Below are 13,698 nucleotides of genomic sequence, written 5' to 3' on the forward strand. Positions count from 1 at the left end.
AGCCACGGAGGGCTCGATAGAATGAACGCATGGAAGCTTGCCGCCGGCGTCCTGCTGGCGGCGCTCTACGGATGCTCCGCCGAACACGCCGAAAGCGTCTCCGGCAATGCCGGTTTCCAGGGCGAGACGGGCAAACCCGGCACCGCCCTCGCCTACGAACACCGCGTCGGCATCCGCCTTCCCGCCGCGCGTATCGACGCGCAACTCGCCGCCAGCCGCGACGCCTGCAACAGCGAGCGCTTCGGCCAGTGCGACGTGCTCGCCATCGAACAACGCGGCGGTATCGGCCATTACGCCGAACTCACCGTGCGCATCGTCCCGGACGGCGTGGAGAAGCTGGTCGCGGCCGCTGCCCAGGGCGGCACGCTGGAAAGCCGGCAGACCCGCGCCGAGGACCTGGCCCAGGCGGTCGCCGACACCCGCCAGCAACGCGAGCGCCTGCAACGCGAGTACCAGACCCTGCAGCAATACCAGGGGCGCAAGGACATGAGCGTCGGCGACCTGCTGGCCCTGGCCAAGGAAATCGCCGCGGTGGAAGCTCAACTGGCCGACAACGCCCAGGCCGGCGCCCAGCAGCAGCGGCGCATCGCCACCAACCTGCTGACCCTGAGCTTCAGCAGCGAGGCGCAGCCGGACAGCCGCCTCGGCCAGCTCGCCACGGCCGCCGGGCAACTGCTCGACGACCTTGTCGATGGCACCATCGCCGCGATGAAATTCTTCGCCTACAGCCTGCCGTTCCTCGTCGTGCTGCTGCCGCTGGGCCTGTTGCTGCGCGGCCTGTGGCGCTGGCTGCGGCGGCCCGGCAAGAACGAGGCGCGCTGAGCCCAGGCATACGGGCGGACCGGGAGGGTCCGCTCTTTCGCCCAGGACCGCCTGACGGGCCTGGCAACTCACAAGGAGGAAGACCGATGACCGCCACCAGCGACCTGATCGAGTCACTGATTTCCTATAGCTGGGACGACTGGCAGGTGACCCGCCAGGAAGCCCGCCGGGTGATCGCCGCGATCCGCAACGACAACGTGCCCGATGCGACCATCGCCGCACTCGACAAGAGCGGCTCGCTGATCAAGCTGTTCCAGCGGGTGGGCCCGCCGGAACTGGCGCGCTCGCTGATCGCCAGCATCGCCGGGCGCACCACCATGCAGCGCTACCAGGCACGCAATGCCTTGATCCGCAGCCTGATCAACAATCCCCTGGGCACCCAGACCGACAACTGGATCTACTTCCCCACCATCACCTTCTTCGACATCTGCGCCGACCTCGCCGACGCCGCTGGCCGCCTGGGCTTCGCCGCGGCCGGCGCCACCGGGGTGGCCAGCCAGGCGATCCAGGGTCCGTTCAGCGGGGTCGGCGCCACCGGCGTCAATCCGACCGACCTGCCGTCCATTGCCTTCGGCGACCAGCTCAAGCTGCTCAACAAGGACCCGGCGACCGTCACCAAGTACAGCAACCCGCTCGGCGACCTGGGCGCCTACCTGAGCCAGCTTTCGCCGCAAGACAAGCTGAACCAGGCACAGACGCTGGTCGGCCAGCCGATCAGCACGCTGTTCCCCGACGCCTATCCGGGCAACCCGCCGTCGCGGGCCAAGGTCATGTCCGCGGCCGCGCGCAAGTACGACCTGACGCCGCAACTGATCGGCGCGATCATCCTCGCCGAGCAGCGTGACCAGACCCGCGACGAAGACGCCAAGGACTATCAGGCGGCAGTCAGCATCAAGAGCGCCAACACCTCCATCGGCCTCGGCCAGGTGGTGGTCTCCACCGCGATCAAGTACGAGCTGTTCACCGACCTGCTCGGCCAGCCGGTGCGCCGCGGTCTGTCGCGCAAGGCGGTCGCCACCCTGCTGGCTTCCGACGAATTCAACATCTTCGCCACCGCCCGTTACATCCGCTACGTCGCCAACCTCGCGTCGCAACAGGACCTGCGCAAGCTGCCGAAGACCCGCGGCGCATTTCCCTCCATCGATCTCCGCGCCTACGCCGGCAATCCGCGCAACTGGCCGCGGGACAATGTCCGCGCGCTGGCCTCGGAATACACCTCGCGGCCCTGGGACGACAACCTGTCGCCGGGCTGGCCGATGTTCGTCGACGATGCCTACGCCACCTTCCTCGACCCTGGAATGAGGTTCCCATGAAGACAGTCGCCCTGATTCTCGCCAGCCTCGCCCTGCTGGCCTGCACCGCGGAGTCCGGGGTGGACTTCGACAAGACCCTGACCCACCCGAACGGGCTGGTGGTGGAGCGCCCCGTCGGCTTCGACGCGCGGCGCAGCGCCGAGGGCTTCCGCTTCGACGAAGGCGGCAAGCTGCGCAACCCACGCCAACTGGAGGTCCAGCGCCGGGACGCGCCGCCCCCGACCGACCTGGCGAGCAGGCGCCTGGGCGACGGCGAGGCGCGCTACAAGGTAGAGGAAGACGACGGCGGCTCCGCAGGCAGCGAATACCGCCTGTGGGCAGCCAAGCCGGCGGGCGCGCGGTGGATCGTGGTCAGCGCCAGCGAGCAGAGCGAGGATGGCGAACCGACCTTCGCCCTGGCCTGGGCGCTGCTGGAGCGGGCCAGGTTGCAGTGAGCGCGACCCCGGGAGACGCAACGGCAGTCCGTCTCCCGGTCTTTCGTACGTGTTTGCGCTAGCCTTGCAGGGCAATCCCACCCGATAATAGGGGATTTCCCCCGACGGCCCCGGCCCTGCAACGAATGCTTCGCGTATGACTGAACTCGCCCTGATCCTGGTCAGCGCCATCCTGGTCAACAACTTTGTCCTGGTGCAGTTCCTCGGCCTGTGCCCGTTCATGGGCGTGTCGCGGAAGATCGAGACGGCCATCGGCCTGTCCCTCGCCACCACCTTCGTCCTGACCCTGGCGGCGATGTGCAGCCATATCCTGCAACGCTACGTGCTGCGCCCGCTGGACCTGGAGTACCTGCGCACCATCGGCTTTATCCTGGTGATCGCGGTGGTGGTGCAGTTCACCGAGATGCTGGTGAAGAAGACCAGCCCGCTGCTGTACCGGGTGCTCGGCATCTTCCTGCCGCTGATCACCACCAATTGCATCGTCCTCGGCGTCGCCCTGCTCAACGCCAACAAGGCTGAATACGGCTTCCTCCAGGCCACTACCCAGGGCTTCGGCGCCGGGCTGGGCTTTTCCCTGGTGCTGGTGCTGTTCGCCGCCCTGCGCGAGCGCATCGCCATCGCCGACGTGCCGGCGCCGTTCCGCGGCGCGGCCATCGGCATGATCACCGCCGGCCTGATGTCGCTGGCGTTCATGGGCTTCAGTGGGTTGGTCCGGCCATGAACGGCGTGTTCCTGGCGATCGGCGCGCTGCTGCCGATCTGCCTGGCCGGCGGTGCGCTGCTCGGCTATGCGGCGGTGCGCTTCCGCGTCCAGGGCGATCCGGTCGCCGAGCAGGTCAACGCCCTGTTGCCGCAGACCCAGTGCGGCCAGTGTGGCTACCCCGGCTGCAAGCCCTACGCCGAGGCGATCGCCGCCGGCGACAAGATCAACAAGTGCCCGCCGGGCGGCGAAGCGACCATCCGCGCCCTCGCCGACCTGCTCGACCTGGAGCCCGAGCCGCTCGACGCCGCCGAGGAAACCCCGCCGCGGGTAGCCTACATCCGCGAGGCCGAATGCATCGGCTGCACCAAGTGCATCCAGGCCTGCCCGGTGGACGCCATCGTCGGCGCCGCACGGTTGATGCACACGGTGATCGCCGACGAATGCACCGGTTGCGACCTGTGCCTGGAGCCCTGTCCGGTGGACTGCATCGAGATGCGCGAGATACCGGACGACGTGCGCCACTGGAAGTGGCCCCAGCCGTCGCCGCGACTGATCGCCAGCGACCGGGAGCGAGCGGCATGAGCGCCCTGCACGCCTTCCCCGGCGGCCTCTGCCTGCCGGCCAACAAGGAGCGCTCCACCGCCCTGCCGATCCAGCAGGCGCCGCTGGCGCAGCGCTACATCGTGCCGCTCGGCCAGCACATCGGCGCGCCGGCGCGACCTTGCGTGGAAGTCGGCCAGGCCGTACTCAAGGGCCAGACCATCGCCCTCCCGGACGGCACCGTCAGCGCCGCGCTGCATGCCCCGACCTCGGGTACCGTGGTGGCGATCGGCGCACACCCCTATCCGCATGCCTCCGGTCTTCCCGCGCCGGCCATCGTCATCGCCAGCGACGGCCTGGAGCGCTGGACCGAGCTGCATCCCTGCCCGGACTTCCGCGCCGAAAGTCCGCTGGCGTTGCTCGAACGCATCCGCGCGGCCGGCATCGGCGGTCTCGGCGGCGCCGGCTTCCCCACCGCGGCCAAGCTCGCCGCGCGCCCGGCGGAAAAGATCCATACGCTGGTGGTGAACGGCGCCGAATGCGAGCCCTACATCAGCGCCGACGACCTGCTCATGCGCGAGCGCGCCACGCAGGTGCTGGGCGGCATCGATATCCTGGTGCAGATCCTGTGCCCCGAAGAGGTGCTGGTCGGCATCGAGGACGACAAACCGGAAGCCATCGCCGCCCTCGGCGCCGCCCTCGGTGAACGGCCCTATCGCATCGTCGCCCTGCCGACCCGCTATCCCTCGGGCGGCGAGCGCCAGCTGATCCAGTTGCTCACCGGCAGGGAAGTCCCGGCGGACGGCCTGCCGGCGGACATCGGCATCCTGTGCCAGAACGTCGGCACCCTGGCCGCCGTGCACGATGCCGTCGTCCTCGGTCGGCCGCTGATCTCGCGGATCACTACCCTCGCCGGCGGCGCCCTGGAGCGGCCGATGAACGTCGAGGCGCTGATCGGTACGCCGGTACACGAGTTGCTGGCGTTCGCCGGCCTCGCCGAGGGACGCCTGGAACGCGTGCTGATGGGCGGGCCGATGATGGGCTTCGCCCTGCCCGATCTCTCGGTGCCGCTGATCAAGACCTGCAACTGCCTGCTCGCCGGCGATGCCACGGAGCTGCCGGAACCAGTGCCGGCCATGCCCTGTATCCGCTGCGGCGACTGCGCCCAGGTCTGCCCCGTCAGCCTGCTGCCACAACAACTGCATTTCTTCGCCCTGGGCGACGAGCACGAGCAATTGCTCGCCCACAACCTGTTCGATTGCATCGAATGCGGCGCCTGCGCCTACGTCTGCCCGTCGAGCATTCCCCTGGTGCAGTACTACCGCGCGTCCAAGGCGGAGATCCGCGAGCAGCGGCAGAAGCTGCTGAAGGCCGAACAATCCCGTGAGCGTTTCGAGCAACGCCAGGCTCGCCTGCGCCGCGACGAGGAGCGCCGGGCCGCAGAACGCGCCCAACGCGCGGAGAAGGCCGCGCTGGCGCGCGCCGCCCAGGCCGAGCGCGAGGAAGCCGCCCCCGCCACGGCGGTCGACCCGGTGCAGGCGGCGATCGAGCGGGCCAGGGCGCGCAAGCAGGCCGGTAGCGGCAGCGAACGGCTGAAACGGCTGAAGATCGAAGCGAGCATGGCGCGGGTGGCCCTGAAGAAGGCCGAGAAACAGTTGCTCAGCCACGACACCCCGGAACAGCATGGCCTGGTCGCGGAACTGCGCGCCGCCGCCGAGGCCGCCGACAAGGCCCTGGCCGATGCCGAAGCCAGCCTGCCGCGCGACCTACCCAGCGCACCGCCTGCCGCGCTCGACGACGAAGCCGAACTGAAGAAGGCCAAGGCCCAGGCCGCCATGGCCCGCGCCCAGCTCAAGCGCTCGGAAAAGGCCTTCGGCGAAGCGCCCGGCGCCGAGCAACGGGCGACCCTCGACGAACTGCGCGCCGAGGTCGAGCGTTGCGAAGCCACCCTGGCCCGCCTCGAGCGTCACGCGCCGAAGCCCGCGGCGCCCGGCGACGACGGCCAGGCGGCGCTGAAGCGGGCGAAGATCGCCCTGGTCGGCAAGCGCGCGGCCTTGAAGAAGGCCGAGCAGGCCGGGGTGATGGACAGCGAGCTGGAACGCCTGCGCGGCGAGCTGCAAGCCGCCGAGCGCGACCTGCATGCCGCCGAGGACGCCTGCGGCAAGCCGGCGCCGGAGCTGGTGCGGATCGACAAGCGCCCGGTCGACCCGCGCACCCGCGAGCTGAAGACCGAGCTGGCCTACGCCCGCGCCGCCCTGAAGAAGCTCGAACGCCTGGCGAACGCCGACGCCGCCGCACTCGCCGCCGCCCGCGCGCGCCTGAGCGCCGCCGAGCGCGCCCTGACCGAACACGGCACGGAGTGACCATGGCCCTGCCCCGCCCCACCTCGCCCCACGCCCGCGGCTCCAACCGTACCCCGGCGATCATGCGCCTGGTGCTCGGCGCCTGCGTCCCCGGCCTGCTGACGCTGACCTGGCTGTACGGCCCGGGCACCCTGCTCAACCTGGCCTGGGCCAGCCTCGTCGCGCTGGCCTGCGAAGCCGCCATGCTGGCCCTGCGCAAACGTCCGCCGGGGGTGTTCCTCAAGGACGGCAGCGCGCTGGTCACCGCCCTGTTGCTGGCAGTCGCCCTGCCGCCCTACGCCCCCTGGTGGCTGACCCTGGTGGCGACCTTCTTCGCCCTGGTATTCGGCAAGCACCTGTACGGCGGCCTCGGACAGAACCCGTTCAACCCGGCGATGCTCGGCTACGTCGTGGCGCTGGTCTCGTTTCCCCTGGAAATGACCCGCTGGCCCTCGCCGGACAGCGCCCTCGGCCTGCCCGACAGCCTCCGCGAATTCCTCGGCCTCGCTACCCGGCCGGACGCCTGGGCCCACGCCACCGCCCTCGACGTGCTGAAGACCGACCGCAGCCTGACCGTCGATGAGCTGTTCGCCGGCAACCCGGCCTTCGGCCACCTCGGTAGCGCCGGCAGCGAGTGGGTCAACCTGGCGTTCCTCCTCGGCGGCCTGTTCCTGCTCTGGCGCCGGCTGTTCACCTGGCACGCGCCGCTGGGCATGCTCGCCGGCCTGTTCGCCATGAGCCTGCTGTTCTGGAATGGTTCCGGCTCCGATTCCCATGGCTCGCCACTGTTCCATCTGTTCAGCGGGGCGACCATGCTCGGCGCCTTCTTCATCGTCACCGACCCGGTGTCCGGCGCCACCAGCAATCGCGGGCGGCTGGTCTTCGGCCTCGGCGTCGGCGTCCTCACCTACGTCATCCGCACCTGGGGCGGCTATCCCGATGGCGTGGCGTTCGCCGTGCTGCTGATGAACCTGGCGGCGCCGACCATCGACTACTACACCCGGCCGCGCACCTACGGCCATCGCAAGGCCGAGCGCGGCTTCAAGGCAGGCGACTGATGGACGCCGCGACTCGCCGCTCGATGCTGCGCAACGCCCTCCTGCTCGGGCTCTTCGCTCTGGTCGGGGTGGGCCTGGTGGCCCTGGTGCAGCAATTCACAGAGGCGCGCATCGCCGAAGCCCAGCGCGAGGCGCGCGGCCGCGCCCTGCTGGAACTGCTGCCGCCGGGCAGCTACGACAACCATCCGCTGGACAGCCAGGTGCCAACCTTCGCGCCGAAGCTGCTCGGCCTGGATGCGCCGCGTCCGGCCTATGTCGCCCGCCTGCACGGCCAGGCCAGCGCAGTCATCCTCCAGGCCAGCGCGCCGGATGGCTACAGCGGCGCCATCCAGCTACTGGTCGGGGTCACCGCCCAGGGCCGGCTGCTCGGCGTGCGGGTCGTCGCGCACAAGGAAACCCCCGGCCTCGGCGACCGCATCGAACTGGCCAAGAGTCCCTGGGTGCACGGTTTCGACGGCAAGAGCCTGGGCGATCCGGCGGACGCCGGCTGGGCGGTGAAGAAGGACGGCGGTACGTTCGACCAGTTCGCCGGCGCCACCGTCACCCCGCGCGCCGTGGTCCGCGCCGTGCACAAGGCGCTGCGCTACTTCGACGCCAACCGCGAACGCCTGCTCGCCCCCGAAGAGGCTGCCGGACATGAGTGAACAAGATTTCCGCGAGATCGCCCGCAACGGCCTGTGGCGCAACAACCCGGGCCTGGTCCAGTTGCTCGGCCTGTGCCCGCTGCTGGGCACCAGCAACTCGACGGTCAACGCCCTCGGCCTGGGCCTGGCCACCATGCTCGTGCTGGCCTGCTCCAATGCCGCGGTATCGTTGGTGCGCGGCGCGGTGAGCGAGGCGATCCGGCTACCGGCGTTCGTCATGATCATCGCCGTGCTGACCACCTGCATCGAACTGCTGATGCAGGCCTGGACCTACGAGCTGTACCAGGTCCTCGGCATCTTCATCCCGCTGATCACCACCAACTGCGTGATCCTCGGTCGCGCCGAGGCCTTCGCGGCGAAGAACGGCGTGCTGCGCGCCAGCTTCGACGGACTGCTGATGGGCCTCGGCTTCGCCCTGGTCCTGCTGGTCCTCGGCGGCCTGCGCGAGCTGCTCGGCCAGGGTACCCTGCTGGCCGACATGCACTTGCTGTTCGGCCCGGCGGCGGCGGACTGGAAGATCCAGCCGTTCCCGCAGTACCAGGGCTTCCTGCTGGCGATCCTGCCGCCGGGCGCGTTCATCATGCTCGGCCTGCTGATCGCCCTGAAGAACCGTATCGATGAAAGCCTGGCGGAACGCGCCAAGGTGCAGGCGGGCGACGTACCCGCCACCCAGCGCCAGCGCGTCCGCGTCACCGGAGTGATTGAATGAATGCCGCCAAGCGCGCGGAGATCTTCCGCCGACTGCACGAAGACAACCCCGAGCCAAGGACCGAACTGGCCTACACCACCCCCTTCGAACTGCTCATCGCGGTGATCCTCTCCGCCCAGGCCACCGACGTCGGGGTGAACAAGGCCACCGCCCGCCTCTATCCGGTGGCCAACACCCCCGAGGCGATCCACGCCCTCGGCGTCGAGGGGCTGTCGGAGTACATCAAGACCATCGGCCTCTACAACAGCAAGGCGAAGAACGTCATCGAAACCTGCCGCATCCTCATCGAAAAGCACGGCGGCCAGGTCCCCGACAACCGCGAGGACCTCGAAGCCCTGCCCGGGGTTGGCCGCAAGACCGCCAACGTGGTGCTCAACACCGCCTTCCGGCAACTGGCCATGGCGGTGGACACGCATATCTTCCGCGTCGCCAACCGCACCGGCATAGCACCGGGAAAGAACGTTCTGGAGGTGGAGAAGAAACTGCTGAAGTTCGTGCCGCGCGAGTACCTGCTCGATGCCCACCACTGGCTGATCCTGCATGGCCGCTACGTCTGCAAGGCGCGCAAGCCGCAATGCGGAAGCTGCCGGATCGAGGACCTGTGCGAATACAAGCACAAGACTTCAGACGATTGATCAACTATTCGAAATCCTATCTTTACGATTGAAAAAATCTTTTTTACCAGCCACGGCTTTGTCGCTATAAGGTGCGCCATTACCACCCCATAAGTTGGAGTGAATGTCATGGCAAAAGCCAAAGAAGAACTCGAGATCGACGACGAAGCCGGCGTTGAAGAGGATGACGGCGAGGAAACCAGCGTCGAGGTGGCCAAGACCAACCTGACCAAGCGTCGCATCATCGACAACCTGCTGGAAGAACGCCGCCTGCAGCGCCAGTTGTCGGACTACGACTTCGACCTGTGAGAGCGCCGCCCACACCGCAAGCAAGCCCCGCAATTGGCGGGGCTTCGTTTTTCCGGGGGCCATGAAAAGCCCGCCGAAGCGGGCCTGAACACCGGTGCGATCGAGCCGAGACCGCCATGCCCAGCCGGCACGCGCCGGGCGGCGGCCACGGCAACCGCTATCCGACGGTCGCCGTCCCGGCCGTCCCGGATAACGCCGTCAGGGTCGCAGTTCGAACAGCGCCGGCAGCGGCGGCCACTCCGAAGGCACCTTGCGGAAGCGACTGAAGCCGGCGGCCTCGGCCATCTGCCGCGCGCGGTCCTCGCCCATGAAGGCGCCGAGGCCCTCGCCGCCGTGGGACAGCGAACAGGTCATGCAATACAGCGTGCTCTGCGGGTACATCACGCGACCGAACAGGTTCATGTTCTCGTGCAGTTCCTGCGACAGGTTGAGTTCCACCATCAGGTAGGTCCCATCGTCGGCGGTCGACTCGCGCAGGTCCTTCATCATCTGCTGCGGGTCGGTCGCGTCGTGGATGACCACGAAGGTCGTGACGAAGTCGAACTTCTTGCCCGCCAGCGCATCGGAATCGCTGACCTCGAAGCGCACCCGGTCGCCGACCCCCGCGGCCTCGGCGTTCGCCCGCGCGCGTTCGATGGACGGCGCGTGGAAGTCACAGCCATAGACCTGGGCTTCGGGGAACGCCTTGGCCATCATGATCGCGGCCAGCCCGCTGCCGCAGCCGAAATCGAGCACGCTGCCACCCGCCTGGAGCTTTTCCTTGACGCCATCCAGCGAAGGAATCCAGTGCTGCACGAGGAAGTGCTTGTACCAGGGCATGGTCATGCGCTCCATGCCTTCCCAGGTTTCCAGCGGGAAGGATTCCTCGGGGCAACCGCCGCCGCAGCGGAAGGCCTCGATGATCTTCGGCGCCATGCTCACGAAGGGCACGCTCAACTGGATGATCCCGCCGGCGAAATAAGGCGAGTCCTCGTCGGCGAGCACCGGGACGAACTCGGCCGGCAACCGATAGCTCCTGCTCTGCGGATCGTAGGCCAGGTAGTTGCCGGTGACCATGCTGCCCAGCCATTCGCGCAGGTAGCGGGTGGTGTAGCCGGTCTGCTGCGCCAGCTCTTCCAGGGTCACCCATTGGCCATGGGCGAGCGCCTTGAATAGCCCCAGGCGGTCGCCGATGTAGAGCATCGCGCCGCGCAGGGTATTGCCGTAGTCCTCCATGATCCGTGCTGAAAACTGCTTGACCTTCGCGGTTTCGATCTCGTTAGCCTTTGTCATTCTTGTTCTCCGTTGATGTGCAGTACCGCCGCCTCTGGCGGCGGGTGATTCAGTGGTGGCTGGCGACCTTGTCCAGCACCTTGTCGACGATGGTCCCGGCCATGCCGAGATGGGTCCGCGGCTCGAACAGCCTGGCCAGGGTTTCCTTCGGCATGACGGCGCCCACCCGCGGATCCGACTCGAGCGCCTGGCGCATCGGAATCCGCTTGCGCTGGCAGGCCTGGGTGATCTCGAAGATGATTTCGTAAGCGCTGCTCTTGCCCAGTTGCTTGGCCATCTCGAAGACGAACGCCTCGGTACAGATCGCATCGCTGTATGCATTCGCCGTCCGCGCCATGGTCTCGTCGTGGACCGTGAGCCCGTCGATGGTGTCGGTCAGCAGCGACAGCGCCATCAGCGCATAGTGGGAAACGTCCGCCACCGCACACCATTCCAGGCGCGTGCCGCGGTAGTCCCGCTCGTGCTCGAGGATCATGGCGTCCAACGCGAGCAGGACCTGGGCCTTGGCCAGCCGGGCCAGCACCACGACCTGCTCGCAGCCTTCCGGATTGCGCTTGTGGGGCATGGTGCTGCTACCGATCTGCTGCTGCGTCCAGCCCACCTCCAGCTCGCCGATCTCCCAGCGGTTCAGGGTGCGGATCTCGTCGGCGATCCGCGCCAGGGACGCGGTGACCATGGCCAGGGTGCTGACGAACTCGGTAACCCGGTCGCGGGACACGTGCCAACCCGCCAGCGGCACGTCCAGCGACAGCCGCCGCGCGAAGCTTTCGAGCAGGAGCATGGCCTCGTCGCCGAAGGCGGCCATCGTGCCCACGCCGCCGAACAGTTGCACCACCAGGATCCGCTTGCGCGCCTCGCCCAGGCGTTCGCGGTGACGCAGCAACTCGTCGATCCAGCCGGCCACCTTCAGCCCGAAGGTGGTCGGCAACGCCGGGATCGAGTGGGTCCTGGCGACCATCAGCGCATTGCGGGTCCCGCTCGCCAGCACCGAGAGCCGGTCCAGGAGGATGTCCAGCGCCCGCTCCGTTTCATCCAGCACATCGCGCATTTCCAGGGACTGCGCGGTGTCCTGGATATCCTGCGTGGTCGCGCCGAAATGCACGTACTCGCGCGCGCTGGGGCTGCAGTTCCTTTGCAGCGCGCCCAGCAGGGGCATCAGCGAGTGCCCGGTGCTGGCCACGCCGTCGGCGATCTGCTGCAGGTCGACGGCCGAAAGCCTGGCGGCCTTCGCGATCTCCAGCGCGGCCTCGGGCGGGATGACGCCGACATCGGCCTGCGCCAGCGCCAGTGCCGCCTCCACGTCGAGCCAGCGTTGCAGGCGGCAGTGGCTACAGAAGATCCGGCGGCTCACCGGGCCGGCGTAGCCGCCGCCATGGGTTTTAGAGTCAACGATGTGACTGTGTTCGTGCTTGCAGGACGACTCGGCCGGTGCGCCGCCGAAGCTCTGCGGATGCGCGGTGCACAAGGAACGGGCAAGCATTTCCAGCGATTCAGCATCCATCACCTATCCTCCATCACGTACTGGGACTGACCGGGATTTCCTTGGGAAGAGGCGGCGCCTTCGGGCCTGTCGCCCGACGCGCCGGTTCGTGGTTTGCCGGCGACCAGGTCGACCATCTCCGCGGCGAGGCCGACGTAGCCGACGGGGTCGAGCAGTTCTTCGAGCGCCTCGGCGCTGAAACAGCCGCGCAACCTTGGCTGCCCGAGCAGCGCCTCGCGGAACGGAACGCCCTGCCGCTGGGAGGCCTGGGTTATCTCATGGAGCAGTTCGTGGGCGGTCTGCTTGCCGAACTGCCCCGCCAGCGCGAGCATGACCCGCTCCGACAGGATCAGCCCACCCAGCAGGTCGAGGTTGGCGCGCATGCGTTCCTCGCGCACCTCGAGCCCCTCGGCCAGCACCGCCTCCATGCGGGTCAGCAAGGCGCCGGCGTAGACGAACAGCTCCGGCAACGCCGCCCACTCGATGCGCCAGGCGGTGCCGTCGCGCTCGTGCAACTGGAACGCGGCATCGGTGAGCGCCACCATCTGTGCCCGCACCAGCCGCGACAGCGCGCTGACCAGGTCGACCGACGACGGGTTCCGCTTGTGCGGCATGGTGCTGCTGCCCACCTGTCCCGGCCGGCTGCCCTCGCGTACCTCGTCGATTTCGCTGCGCTGCAGGTGGTAGATCTCGTTCGCCACCCGGCCCAGCGTCACCGACACCTGGACCAGCAACCCGGCAACCTCCAGCACCCGGTCCCGGGCGCTGTGCCAACTGGTCGACGGCGCGCCGAGACCAAGCCTGGCCAGGGTTCGCCGCTGTAGCTCGAAGCCCTGGGCGCCGAACGACGCCAGGGTTCCCACGGCACCGGTCAGATTGCCGACCAGGACGCGTTCGCGCGCCTCGTCGAAGCGCGCCAGGTGACGGTCGATTTCATCCACCCAGACGGCGACCTTGTAGCCGAAGGTCGTGGGCAGCGCCTGCTGCCCGTGGGTGCGTGCAACCATCGGCGTGTGCTGGTGGCGCAGGGCGAGCGCCAGCAGATGGCCACGGATCGAGTGCAGGAGCCCGAGCGCATGGCCCCAGGCTTCCTTGACCTGCAGCATCAGCCCGGTGTCTAGGATGTCCTGAGTGGTCACGCCATAGTGCACGTACTCCCCCCAGCTACCCTCGCACAACCTCGCCAGGGCGCGGATGGTAGGCACCAGCAGGTGCCCTGTCTCCAGGCTTTCGCGGCCCAGTTGCATGAGGTCGAAGCGCTCCACCTGGGCGGCGCGGTCGATCTCCCGCGCCGCCTCGTGGGGGATGATGCCCATCTCGCCCTGGGTCGCCGCCAAGGCTCGCTCGACATCCAGCCACCTCCGCACCTGGTTGGTATCGGAAAAGATCGCGGCGAATGCCGGGGACGAGTAGGCGCCCCCGTGTATACGGGATTCCGTAATGTGACTTGGCATTTTCG

14 protein-coding genes are annotated in these 13,698 nt (G+C 68.3%); 11 read left to right on the forward strand and 3 right to left on the reverse strand.

The features are described from left to right. The first annotated feature begins 21 nt into the window (after window positions 1-21). The 11 genes from ACTJJX_RS11530 to ACTJJX_RS11580 all read left to right on the forward strand — a co-directional run bounded on the left by ACTJJX_RS11530 (window position 22) and on the right by ACTJJX_RS11580 (window position 9,487). Window positions 22-822: a DUF4349 domain-containing protein gene (locus ACTJJX_RS11530; RefSeq protein WP_003103776.1), complete on the forward strand. Its 801-nt coding sequence runs from the start codon at window positions 22-24 to the stop codon at window positions 820-822. Between the two features lie 86 nt (window positions 823-908). Next, window positions 909-2,135 (forward strand): type VI secretion system effector muramidase Tse3, encoded by a 1,227-nt coding sequence (gene tse3 / locus ACTJJX_RS11535; RefSeq protein WP_003092026.1) that lies wholly within the window; start codon window positions 909-911, stop codon window positions 2,133-2,135. Then, complete coding sequence (gene tsi3, locus ACTJJX_RS11540; RefSeq protein WP_003117529.1) at window positions 2,132-2,569, forward strand: T6SS effector muramidase immunity protein Tsi3; 438 nt, start codon at window positions 2,132-2,134, stop codon at window positions 2,567-2,569. Before tse3 ends, tsi3 begins: the two co-directional genes overlap by 4 nt. Window positions 2,570-2,705: 136 nt before the next feature. Next, complete coding sequence (gene rsxA / locus ACTJJX_RS11545; protein WP_003092041.1) at window positions 2,706-3,290, forward strand: electron transport complex subunit RsxA; 585 nt, start codon at window positions 2,706-2,708, stop codon at window positions 3,288-3,290. Continuing rightward, the gene (rsxB, locus tag ACTJJX_RS11550) at window positions 3,287-3,853 is read left to right on the forward strand and encodes an electron transport complex subunit RsxB (protein WP_003103780.1); all 567 of its coding nucleotides are present in this window, start codon (window positions 3,287-3,289) and stop codon (window positions 3,851-3,853) included. The genes rsxA and rsxB overlap by 4 nt, the downstream gene beginning before the upstream one ends. Continuing rightward, window positions 3,850-6,174, forward strand: a complete 2,325-nt coding sequence (gene rsxC, locus ACTJJX_RS11555) for an electron transport complex subunit RsxC (protein ID WP_009876886.1) — start codon at window positions 3,850-3,852, stop codon at window positions 6,172-6,174. Before rsxB ends, rsxC begins: the two co-directional genes overlap by 4 nt. A 2-nt stretch (window positions 6,175-6,176) precedes the next feature. After that, complete coding sequence (locus ACTJJX_RS11560; protein WP_003117527.1) at window positions 6,177-7,211, forward strand: RnfABCDGE type electron transport complex subunit D; 1,035 nt, start codon at window positions 6,177-6,179, stop codon at window positions 7,209-7,211. Next, complete coding sequence (rsxG, locus tag ACTJJX_RS11565) at window positions 7,211-7,855, forward strand: electron transport complex subunit RsxG (RefSeq protein WP_003092047.1); 645 nt, start codon at window positions 7,211-7,213, stop codon at window positions 7,853-7,855. The genes ACTJJX_RS11560 and rsxG overlap by 1 nt, the downstream gene beginning before the upstream one ends. Further along, window positions 7,848-8,564, forward strand: coding sequence for an electron transport complex subunit E (locus tag ACTJJX_RS11570; RefSeq protein WP_003107418.1), 717 nt, complete (start codon window positions 7,848-7,850; stop codon window positions 8,562-8,564). Before rsxG ends, ACTJJX_RS11570 begins: the two co-directional genes overlap by 8 nt. Beyond that, window positions 8,561-9,199: an endonuclease III gene (gene nth / locus ACTJJX_RS11575; protein ID WP_003092050.1), complete on the forward strand. Its 639-nt coding sequence runs from the start codon at window positions 8,561-8,563 to the stop codon at window positions 9,197-9,199. Before ACTJJX_RS11570 ends, nth begins: the two co-directional genes overlap by 4 nt. A gap of 108 nt (window positions 9,200-9,307) precedes the next feature. Continuing rightward, window positions 9,308-9,487 (forward strand): PA3496 family putative envelope integrity protein, encoded by a 180-nt coding sequence (locus tag ACTJJX_RS11580; protein WP_003092052.1) that lies wholly within the window; start codon window positions 9,308-9,310, stop codon window positions 9,485-9,487. A gap of 198 nt (window positions 9,488-9,685) precedes the next feature. Here ACTJJX_RS11580 and ACTJJX_RS11585 read toward each other — a convergent pair whose 3' ends face one another. The 3 genes from ACTJJX_RS11585 to purB are packed head-to-tail and all read right to left on the reverse strand — an operon-like array spanning window position 9,686 to window position 13,693. Further along, window positions 9,686-10,759, reverse strand: coding sequence for a class I SAM-dependent methyltransferase (locus ACTJJX_RS11585; protein WP_003092054.1), 1,074 nt, complete (start codon window positions 10,757-10,759; stop codon window positions 9,686-9,688). A gap of 49 nt (window positions 10,760-10,808) precedes the next feature. Further along, window positions 10,809-12,260, reverse strand: a complete 1,452-nt coding sequence (locus ACTJJX_RS11590; RefSeq protein ID WP_016852583.1) for a class-II fumarase/aspartase family protein — start codon at window positions 12,258-12,260, stop codon at window positions 10,809-10,811. Beyond that, window positions 12,260-13,693, reverse strand: a complete 1,434-nt coding sequence (gene purB / locus ACTJJX_RS11595) for an adenylosuccinate lyase (protein WP_016852582.1) — start codon at window positions 13,691-13,693, stop codon at window positions 12,260-12,262. Before purB ends, ACTJJX_RS11590 begins: the two co-directional genes overlap by 1 nt. Between the last annotated feature and the right edge of the window lie 5 nt (window positions 13,694-13,698).

Origin of the sequence: Pseudomonas sp. 22490, assembly GCF_052044465.1 — a bacterium.
GTDB lineage: Bacteria > Pseudomonadota > Gammaproteobacteria > Pseudomonadales > Pseudomonadaceae > Pseudomonas > Pseudomonas aeruginosa.

Bases quoted from the DNA above. Each gene is read 5' to 3' on its own strand.
- ACTJJX_RS11530 (WP_003103776.1), top strand. From the start codon at position 22: ATGAACGCATGGAAGCTTGCCGCCGGCGTCCTGCTGGCGGCGCTCTAC.
- tse3 (WP_003092026.1), top strand. From the start codon at position 909: ATGACCGCCACCAGCGACCTGATCGAGTCACTGATTTCCTATAGCTGG.
- tsi3 (WP_003117529.1), top strand. From the start codon at position 2,132: ATGAAGACAGTCGCCCTGATTCTCGCCAGCCTCGCCCTGCTGGCCTGC.
- rsxA (WP_003092041.1), top strand. From the start codon at position 2,706: ATGACTGAACTCGCCCTGATCCTGGTCAGCGCCATCCTGGTCAACAAC.
- rsxB (WP_003103780.1), top strand. From the start codon at position 3,287: ATGAACGGCGTGTTCCTGGCGATCGGCGCGCTGCTGCCGATCTGCCTG.
- rsxC (WP_009876886.1), top strand. From the start codon at position 3,850: ATGAGCGCCCTGCACGCCTTCCCCGGCGGCCTCTGCCTGCCGGCCAAC.
- ACTJJX_RS11560 (WP_003117527.1), top strand. From the start codon at position 6,177: ATGGCCCTGCCCCGCCCCACCTCGCCCCACGCCCGCGGCTCCAACCGT.
- rsxG (WP_003092047.1), top strand. From the start codon at position 7,211: ATGGACGCCGCGACTCGCCGCTCGATGCTGCGCAACGCCCTCCTGCTC.
- ACTJJX_RS11570 (WP_003107418.1), top strand. From the start codon at position 7,848: ATGAGTGAACAAGATTTCCGCGAGATCGCCCGCAACGGCCTGTGGCGC.
- nth (WP_003092050.1), top strand. From the start codon at position 8,561: ATGAATGCCGCCAAGCGCGCGGAGATCTTCCGCCGACTGCACGAAGAC.
- ACTJJX_RS11580 (WP_003092052.1), top strand. From the start codon at position 9,308: ATGGCAAAAGCCAAAGAAGAACTCGAGATCGACGACGAAGCCGGCGTT.
- ACTJJX_RS11585 (WP_003092054.1), bottom strand. From the start codon at position 10,759: ATGACAAAGGCTAACGAGATCGAAACCGCGAAGGTCAAGCAGTTTTCA.
- ACTJJX_RS11590 (WP_016852583.1), bottom strand. From the start codon at position 12,260: ATGGATGCTGAATCGCTGGAAATGCTTGCCCGTTCCTTGTGCACCGCG.
- purB (WP_016852582.1), bottom strand. From the start codon at position 13,693: ATGCCAAGTCACATTACGGAATCCCGTATACACGGGGGCGCCTACTCG.